The organism is Bradyrhizobium sp. Mp27, from assembly GCF_029953005.1.
Lineage (GTDB): Bacteria > Pseudomonadota > Alphaproteobacteria > Rhizobiales > Xanthobacteraceae > Bradyrhizobium > Bradyrhizobium barranii.
In genome coordinates, this window is the sequence record NZ_JASAUS010000220.1 from 1 (window position 1) to 9,097 (window position 9,097).

Genomic DNA, 9,097 nt, shown 5'->3' on the forward strand with positions numbered 1-9,097 from the left:
TTGCCGAAAGTCATCGCCGGTGTAAAGTTCATCGACGGAATCGAAGTCATTCCGAACACTGAAAGCCACGCCGCCTGATCAGGCCGCGTCACCCAAAATCAGCCATAGCTCTCCGGCTACCGATGACCTCGCCAAGCCGATATTTCTTGAAGCCATAGGCAAGGATTTCCTTGCCGCTGCGGGTGCCACCGTTGACAAGCATGGCGACAGGCTTGCGCCACTTCACGTTCTCGAGTTCGCTGGCGCCATTGCGATCAGTGACCTGTATCGTCGGCGCTCGCGTGTTGAACAAATCAAGATATCCGGGGATCGCGCCGCCCCAGCCATCGCGCAAGTCCCAGATCAGTGCGTCGGCGCCGTTCAGGGGACTCTGCGATAGAAGATGCTCAAGCGTCCGCTGATACACGGAGCCGGCGTAGCACCAGACATGAACATAGCCGATGCTTCGGCCGTTGGCCGGTATTATACGGGCGCTGGCCTTCAAGCCGTCCAAGAACATCTTGTTGGGCTCAATTTCGACCGGAGTAACCGATATTTGCATAAACGCGCCGGCACGACGCAGCCCCAGCACAACTTCCTTGCCGACCTTGCCACGGAATGACTGTACCGGCTCAAACGGTGCACCATCGGCGAAGACGATCGCATCGCCAGCGAGCAGGCCGGCTTGTTGGGCTGGCGTGCCTTCTATAACACCGGTGATCATGTTGCGACCCTGCGTGTCGAGACGCGAGAGGATGCCAATGCCGGGATAGGAGATACGGCCATTCGGAAAAACACGTTCCAGTCCGCGCCGCCTTAACGCACCAGCAAAGATATCAGAAAGCTGGTAGTACTCTGGTTCGTACGGTGTGTAGCGGGTGTGCGAAGCATGCAGCTCAGAGAGCATGCTATTAATGACCCCGGCCAGCGCCTCTTCGGAACTCGCCCGCGCGGCGTCCGGCAAGTAACGTTCCCGGACGGCCGACCAATCGAGCCCGTGTAGGTGCGGATCGTAAAAACGGTCTCGCACGGTCCGCCATACCTCCTCGAGCGTGGCGATGCGTGCGGGCACGGCTTGGGATGTGGCCGAATCCGCTGCTTGTTGCTGCTCGGCCCACAACACCGTTGGAGTCAGGGCTGATGCCGCGACCACTGACGTGAGCCGCAAAAAGTGGCGGCGCGACAGTGCTGAGTTGATTACCTTCTTCATCGTGCAACCTTGCGATGGAGCTCGTCGCTGTCCCGATAATCGGACATTCTCAGAGCCAGAGGGAATGTCTCAAACGGGCCGAAAGCGGCCATTGAACCGGATTTGAGGCCGCGCACGCCAATCCGCGCTTTTCGTTGGTTACGATCCACGTAGTCCAGCACGCCGCTGCAGTTCTGAGCGTTACCTCAACGCGCGTTGAAGGTGAGGCCGGCGCGCTCCTTTAGACGCTTGCGCAACGCCGGACCCATCAGCGCGCCCGGCGTCCAGGTGCCGCCCTCGCCCTGCACGTCGCGCACGAGGCAGAGAGCGCTCTCGGCGATCATCTTGCTGGTCGAGCCGTAGCCCGGATCGCGGTCGCCCGTGACGACCGCCTCGACCCGTCGACCATCTGGCAGCTCGCCTAGGAAGAGGATGTCGTAGAAGCCCTTCGCGCGCTCTTCCCGAGTCGGGCCTGCACCGGGTTTGAGACCGCCGGTCCCGAGCAGGGAAAATATGGTGGCGAAGGTCTCCGTCGTCACGCGACCGATTTCCAAAAATCCGGGCGCGACCATCATCTCGTCGTAAACGAAGTCCGTGCCGTAGGGATGACCCAACAGGAAGTTCGTGCGGTGTACGTTCTTGGTGTTGACCGGCGCCATGGGAAACGGCACGAGCCACACGTTCATGCTCGGGTCGTATTCGGGGATAAGGCCCGACGGCTGAGACGGCCCGGTGAACCCCGGGGTCAGCGCGAAGGGATCGGTCAGCAGCCGGATCAGGGCCGGGTCGCGCGCCGCGGCCGCCATTGTCGCCTGGGCGCTCGCTGCGGTGCCTCCGGACATCCCGCCTTTCACCTTGCGCAGGCGAGCCTTGACCCGTCGCGCCGGGCGTCCGAATTTCTCGCGCGCCTTCTCCTGCAACGTGAGCACGCCGAGATCGAACGGAATGGAATCAAAGCCGCAGGAGAAGACGATGCGCGCGCCGGTCCGTTTCGCCTCTTCGTGATGGGCGTCGATCATGCGCCGCATCCACGCCGGTTCGCCGCACAGATCGACATAGCCAGTGCCCGTGGCCGCGCAGGCCGCCACAAGCTCGGGGCCGTAGAGCTGATAAGGTCCGACCGTCGTGATAATCACGGCCGCACGCTCGCACATCGAACGTAGGCTGGCCGGCTCGGCGGCATCCGCTTTGACCAAAGTCAAATCGTCTGGTGCGCCGATGTCGGCACGCACTTTCTGGAGCTTATCGGTCGAGCGTCCCGCGATCGCCCAGGACGGAGCATCGCCGCCGCGATAGGACGTCGTCAGATATTCGGCGACGAGACGGCCGGTGTAACCCGTCGCGCCATAGACGATGAGGTCGAAGTCCCGCTTCACGACGTTGGTCCTCCGCGCGACTGGGAGAGCGCTACTCCCTTACTCGGACCGGTCTTCCGCCGGCAGGATCGCACCAGCTTGCCTAGCGCGCTCATTCGATCACCTCGCCGGCGCGGGCCGAGCAGGCGCCTAAGAGGTGAGGATGCCAGGCCATTTTGTGCTGTCCCGGAGCCCGGCGAGGACACGCAGTAAGTGCCACTAGAGGGGGCAGCCGCTTTCGTCCGTCCCATCGCATTTGACGGAGGATACCACAGTTCCTGTCTTGGGGCGCGCAACGTCCGGTTGGAGTCAATACGCCATTTTGACCGCGGGCGAGCCACTTCCCGTCTCCCCCTCGACAAGCGGACAGTTTCCGGGCCGATTGGCGTGCCCCAAACGGGCCAACACCGGAAGAACTCAGGGTGAGCAAATCTGGTCCGAGCGCTCGACAGGAGTCGATCGGTGTCGCAAAAGCGACGCAGCACTGACGGGTCGGATTGCAGGAGCCGAAGCCTCGTGTTGCCCCGGAAGCAGACCTGAAGGAGAAGGGGCGAACGCGACTCCGGCAGCAGCCGCAGGGTCCTCGTGATGCCGCTAGTCAAATCGCACATGTGCAGCAAATGCTGCAGCACGCGGCGGTCTCAGATACGAAACCTGTTGACAGGGATCGGCTTCATTCGTCCTTCCATTTGATCGAGCATCCAATAGACGCCTTTTGGTCAGCCGGCGCAAGACCGGTGGTCGCAATCGCGCGCATGGCCTCGACAAGCTCTCGGGGCGCCCCCGCGCGAGGCGGAGTTGCACGCCCTTCGTCGAGCCGGCCGCGATACTTGAGCTTACGGTCGGCATTGTAACCGAAGAAGTCCGGCGTACAGACCGCCCCATACGCCCGAGCGACTGTCTGGGTCTCGTCGTGGAGATATGGAAACGGGAAATCATGAGCCTTCGCGAAACGCTTCATATTCTCAAATGAGTCTTCGGGATAGTTCGCCGCATCGTTCGAGCAAACCGCCGCAAAGCCTATGCTCTCCGACATCAGCACGCGGGCGTCCGAAACCATGCGGTCGATCACCGCTTTGACATAGGGACAATGGTTGCAGATGAAGACGACGACCGTGCCTTTTTCGCCCGCAACGTCGTCCAGTGCGTAAATCTTGCCGTCGGTGGCCGGAAGCTGGAACACAGGCGCCGGCGTATCAAGAACGATTTGGGTAGCTGCTGTCGCCATTTCGCACCTCCTTGTGCCCAAATATATGCTGACTACGGCCTGCTGGGGCACAGTTTCCAAAGCCTGCTCGCCAGTCGCGTTGTTTTGGTCATATGTTAGCCATTTCCGGTCGCCCTTTAACAGCCGTCATTGGGACGAGCGCGGGATTTCGTCGGTGTAGGCCACGAACGGACGTTAGCAGCTCCAATGTCCCGACGCGTGGGGCTGCGACCATGATAAACTGCTGTCTAAAGTTTGTTCGCCCGGCGGCTCTGAATGATCGTCTCGACACTCACCGCCGGCCGCGCTCCTGCGATTTTTTTTCGCCGATCAGACAGGGCACCCGGGGCTCTTTCTCGGCGGCTGGGACGATCCCGCTCTCTGGCGTGAGGCCCGCAACTTCGCGAACAAGCTTGGTCCGGATCGCTGCCTGGAATTTTTCGCGATCTTTGATCGTCATGATGAAGGCGCCCGGCCCTCCGATCACGCAGTTCTTGTAATAGAGATCGAGGTTCTCGATATCGGTCGTCGAGAGGGATGGCTCCTTCACCATGATCGGGAGGCCGTTGATGATGATGCCTTTCTCCAGGGCAGCGTCGCGCGCGCCGGTTACGGGGGCTCCGTCGTTGTTCGGCCCATCGCCGGAAATGTCGATGACGCGGCGCAACCCGCGATTCGGATTCTCTTCGAACAGCTGCAGTGCGAAATTAATCGCACCGGAAATTGAGGTACTCGAACCTCGGCGAACCGGTGTTTTCATGATCTCGGCGGCCACGGCATCCGCCGATTCCGGGCCATCGATCACGCGCCAGGGAATGATGATCTTGTCGTCGCCCGACATCGACCACTCGAAATAGGTCACGGCAGCACCTTGCTGCCCGGAACGGCACTCAGCGCCTGCAGGAAGTCTTTCGACACGATGGCCTGTGCATAGCCTTCGCGCTGAATGGCAAGTTCGTCCATGTCCATCGAATAGGAGGCGTCGACGGCGATAACGAGCTCGACATTGACGGATGGTACTTTGTGTTTGGTGTCGGCGAATTGAGATTTCGAGCTCGGCGCGGCAATGCCAGCAACGACACCTCCTACTATCGTCCCCGCAACAAGCACCGCCCCGACCGAGACACACCAGCGCATGGCGGCCCTCCCGTCCTTTCACGAGCATGGTGACACCCAAAACGCGCTCCGAAAAGCGGAAACATGCAATTGCCGTTCACGTTCGCAGCAATTGAGGCTTGCTCTGGACGATGAGTAGAAGCCCGGAGCTGCCTCTTGCTTCCAGAAAGAGCCGGATCGCGCCAACTCCAAAAGCTTTGCCTGTCACGGATGAGACTCCCCAGGTTCCAGTTGGCAAGATGACTGAGCAGGATCTCAATGCCCTCGTTGCCTGGTTGCGCACCATTCCGCCGATCGAATAGGGGTGATCTTCCTTCGAATGCCGAACGTCGCAGATGGGGCCGACGCTGGCGCAGGACAGGGAAGTGATTAGGAAAGAACGGCGAGCCTAGCTTTCTAAGTCCACAAAAGGGGGCGGCACTCAAGGCGGCGAACGCGAGCGTCATGCACGAGGCCGGCAAGAGACGCGACGCGTAGAGTCGCGCCCCCGGAATCGTGCGGCGCACTTTCGATAGGGAAAAGGGAAGGCACGCGTTTCCCGCAAAATTGCGGGACTCACACCAAACTTAACCGTTTTGCTCAACGTTAATTCGTACCCGTTGTTGTTGATCGAGACGAAACCGGACACTCTTGTTGAGCAATCGCATTGTTTGACTGTCGCGCCATGGTCTCGAAAGCAATGAAACGAATGAAGCTGCCAAGGTTGAAAATCTCCGAAACGAAGTGTTCGGCATGCGGCGGCACGGGGCATGAGCCAGGTGAGCAACTGCAGGGCGGTCGCAGAATTTACCCGCCTAAGTGCAAGGTCTGCGAAGGCAAGGGCCGGGTGAAAGAGACCGCCAACTGAGGCGGGCGAACTCGACGAAGCGGTCTACGCCAACAGCTCGCTGCGGCGACCCATGCCGCGCATTGTTGAAATTCGGGGGTTCCGCCGCGCTTTTTGGGAATTTTCCAATGGGCTAACTGGGTATTGCGTTGGTGGTTGGCGGCATGGCTCTTCTTCTCGGCGGGCCCGATAGTTGCCCTTTCCCCAGAAAGAGGGAGCCGCCAAAGGAATCGTTTGAAGAAGCCGGCTACTGACCATCGGGCGGACCAGCGAGGGCCGCACGTGTGCCAAGGCCAAGGGTAAGCAGTTCGGCCGCCCAGCACGCTTGAGCGGCCACTAGCAGGCGGAAGCGAGAGCGATCCTGTCCTCGATAGGCAGGTGATCGGCTGGCTCGACGTCGGTGGCACCTGAATGGTCCTCTGGAACAACTTCGACGCGGGCGACCCGCAAGCCGAGTGCCAGCGCGACCACGGCGTGGCCGGCTTCGTGATCAGCCACGCCGAGAACGTCATCGTCGCCATCGTTCATCGCCGTCCCCCGTCCCGGTTCATCGCACCGCGCACATGCTCATGGCCGTCGCCGCCGATCAACGCCTGACGCCGAACCATGCTTCGCTTTTGCCACCGAGCACCGCGCAGTGAGCAAAGCGACAGTGCGCGAGGCCGTGACCATTCTACTAAAGATGGCCGTTTAACCGTGTATCGTGTTTTCGATATCAGCGACGCTTAGAGAGCGATATCGTCAGCGCTGATTAAACATGCTGTTCCTGAAAGTGCCAAAGCCAGCGCGGCCACGGACTGAGGATGGCACATGATCAAGCATTCCACAGATGGCCTGCTGTTTTTTGAAGGCCGAGAATTGAGCATTACTGCTTACGGCGTTAGCCGGACACACGCCCAAATCCACGCTGATGGGCTGGGTCTTCTTCCAATACACTTCTACATCACGCTTGACGGCTTTCTTACAGTTGCAAAATGCCGGCTCGTGTGGAGATGGCGGGACGATGTCAGTGTCCTCTTTGAAAGATGGCTTGATATCCGCCAACGTATCGCGCTTGATCAAGTAGGCGCTGGTGAAGTCGGCGATCATCGATCCAGATAGGTGATGGCCGATGCACCGCTCGCACCGAAGCCGGCCAAGCGCGGCTGGTTGGGCGGGTGGCTGTTGGAAACCAGCCAACGGGGAGATTTAATCGTCGCCGGTGTTGGGCATGCGCTGGCAGGCTCAGAACAGCGGGGCAAAGCAGACATCCTGCCGCAAGGCCGCGACCTCCGAGTTTGACCCGGAACGGACCTCGTCAAGCGAACGCACCCGTTGCAGACGTTCTGTACAACGCGTACCGTCGCCGATGCTGATGCAAGGAACCCCAATGACTGATCGAGAAAAGATTCTAATGCCCTTCGCGAAAAGCCTCTGAAGGTTTTCGAAATCATGAAGCGCGTGAACATAAAGCATCAGGACGACTGCCAATCGCTCCTGTTGAAGATGCGTGACGACGGCGCCGTGAAGTTTGATATTCACAGGGGACATTGGCTCGCTGCGTGACAACGTTCGCTTGGTCACCAGCGGCTGGTAGAGTTGCCTCCAAGTTCCTTTCAGCGGAGAGAACGACTAGCCGCCTTCGGGCGGTTCGTTCTTTTGGCGGCATCAATTGGGTAACTTCCGTTGGTCACTTTTCAGAAATGGCCTTGGGCTGCGGGATGTCCGTTCGCAGGGGTAAACCGACCCTAACGGATTAAAGTGCCGACTTCCGAAATTGACCCGTAGCGACTATCGTGAAGATCGCTGACCTGGTGGCCATCAATGTCCGCTGTTAGAATTTGCAAGCATGCATTCCTGCCGTCTAGCCGGGCGAACTTACTGTGCAAGACGCTGCCGAAGGTCGCCACGGAGATGGCGCGGTGTGCGCTGACCTACAATCTGACGCGCGTGCTCAACATCGTCGGCGTCGAGCCTCTGGTCCGTTATTTGCGCAATGATCTGAAGGCTGCGCGGACCTCATCTGAAAACAGCTTCGGCTCCTCCCAGGCGGCGAAATGCCCGCCACGTTCGACCTCGCTGAAGTAGGCGAGGCCGGGGTACATAATCTCGACCCAACTTCGGGGTGCAGCAAAGATTTCGCCGGGGAACGTCGTAAATCCCACGGGAACCGCGACCGCCGGAGGAGACTTGCCGGCCACACGGGCTGCGGCCTGTCCGGCCTCCCAGTACCACCGTGCGGCCGAGGCCCCAGTGCCCGTCAGCCAGTACAGCGTGATGTTGTCGAGGATGCCGTCCCGGGTGAGATTACCGGCGGGCTTACCCTCCACGAACGCGCGGGAAATCTTGTAGTAGCTGTCCGTGTCATGGTCGAGCATCCAGCTCGCGAGCCCGAGGGGTGAATCCAGCAGGGAGTAGCCGATCGTCTGTGGCCGCGTCGACTGCTCCAGGAAGTAGCCAAAGCCACTCGCCCTAAACGTCGCGGCCGCCTTCTGCGCCGCGCGTTCCTTCTCGGATTCTGTGGGCAGCTTGTCGGACATTGCCGCGACACCCGCGAGCAAGTTGACGTGGATGCCGAGAAGTCCCTTGGGTGCCTGGCGCCCCATCGCATCCGTTGCTGCCGCTCCTACGTCGCCACCCTGGGCGACGTAGCGCGTGTAGCCGAGGCGATCCATCAGCATCGCCCACGCACGTGCGATGTGGGCGGTGTCCCAGCCGAGTTCGGTCGGCTCACCCGAGAAGCCGTGGCCAGGCAAGGACGGCAGCACCAGGTCGAATGCATCGTCGGGAGTGCCACCATACTTGGTCGGGTTAGTCAGGGGACCGACGGTATCGAGGAGCTCGATGACCGAGCCAGGCAAGCCGTGCGTCATGATCAGCGGCAGCGCGTTCTCATGCCGGGACTTGACGTGGATGAAATGGATCTTCACCCCGTCGATCACGGTCGTGAACTGTGGCGGCGCGTTCAGCCGTGCCTCGCACTTGCGCCAGTTGTACTCAGTCGACCAGTAGCGGGCGAGCGCCCGCAGCGTCGCCAGCTGCACACCCTGCGACCGATCCTCAACGAGCTCTTTGGTGGGCCAGCGCGTGGACGCGAGGCGCCGGCGGAGATTAGCGAGGTCTTCACCCCGGACATTGACGCGGAAGGGAAGAATTGCGTCGGCTTTGGTCGTACCAAACGGGGACCCTGCTTCGATTGCGCGCGTGCGGCGACGAAATGTATTGGAAGCAAGCTGACGGCACCAGTTGCGGCTGACCCCGCGAGGAGGCTGCGCCGGGTGGGTGAAGAGGAGATTGCAGTCATGTTCGGCCTCCTCGTTTACAAGCCCGCTCCTAGACTAGTACCCGGAATCAGAGCTGAGTGATACGGCGGCCTTTGAAACGGCGTTGACGGACCTTTTTCTTGGTCCAGACGAAGGGCTCGGCTCTGTCGTTGTATGCGTTGA

At 60.5% G+C, this 9,097-nt stretch carries 5 protein-coding genes and 2 pseudogenes; all 7 read right to left on the reverse strand.

The window, feature by feature from the left end; genetic code table 11:
- Positions 1–88 precede the first annotated feature (88 nt).
- Complete coding sequence (locus tag QJT78_RS45725) at positions 89–1,189, reverse strand: S41 family peptidase (protein ID WP_049810281.1); 1,101 nt, start codon at positions 1,187–1,189, stop codon at positions 89–91.
- A 185-nt stretch (positions 1,190–1,374) separates the two neighbouring features.
- Positions 1,375–2,544 carry a saccharopine dehydrogenase NADP-binding domain-containing protein gene (locus QJT78_RS45730; RefSeq protein WP_028154038.1) on the reverse strand — a complete coding sequence of 390 codons (1,170 nt, stop codon included), beginning with the start codon at positions 2,542–2,544 and terminating at the stop codon, positions 1,375–1,377.
- Positions 2,545–3,196: 652 nt separating this feature from the next.
- Positions 3,197–3,751: a thioredoxin family protein gene (locus tag QJT78_RS45735; RefSeq protein WP_028154039.1), complete on the reverse strand. Its 555-nt coding sequence runs from the start codon at positions 3,749–3,751 to the stop codon at positions 3,197–3,199.
- Positions 3,752–4,022: 271 nt separating this feature from the next.
- Positions 4,023–4,867: pseudogene (locus QJT78_RS45740) on the reverse strand (DUF1194 domain-containing protein).
- 1,141 nt (positions 4,868–6,008) lie between these two features.
- Entirely contained in the window at positions 6,009–6,200 is a 192-nt protein-coding gene (locus QJT78_RS45745) for a M50 family metallopeptidase (RefSeq protein WP_155258200.1), read from the reverse strand.
- A 213-nt stretch (positions 6,201–6,413) separates the two neighbouring features.
- A complete protein-coding gene (locus QJT78_RS45750) occupies positions 6,414–6,761 on the reverse strand; it encodes a hypothetical protein (RefSeq protein WP_028154041.1) in 348 nt (115 codons plus the stop codon).
- Between the two features lie 875 nt (positions 6,762–7,636).
- Positions 7,637–8,955: pseudogene (locus QJT78_RS45755) on the reverse strand (epoxide hydrolase family protein).
- Positions 8,956–9,097 lie beyond the last annotated feature (142 nt).

Bases quoted from the DNA above. Each gene is read 5' to 3' on its own strand.
- QJT78_RS45725 (WP_049810281.1), bottom strand. From the start codon at position 1,189: ATGAAGAAGGTAATCAACTCAGCACTGTCGCGCCGCCACTTTTTGCGG.
- QJT78_RS45735 (WP_028154039.1), bottom strand. From the start codon at position 3,751: ATGGCGACAGCAGCTACCCAAATCGTTCTTGATACGCCGGCGCCTGTG.
- QJT78_RS45745 (WP_155258200.1), bottom strand. From the start codon at position 6,200: ATGAACGATGGCGACGATGACGTTCTCGGCGTGGCTGATCACGAAGCC.
- QJT78_RS45750 (WP_028154041.1), bottom strand. From the start codon at position 6,761: ATGATCGCCGACTTCACCAGCGCCTACTTGATCAAGCGCGATACGTTG.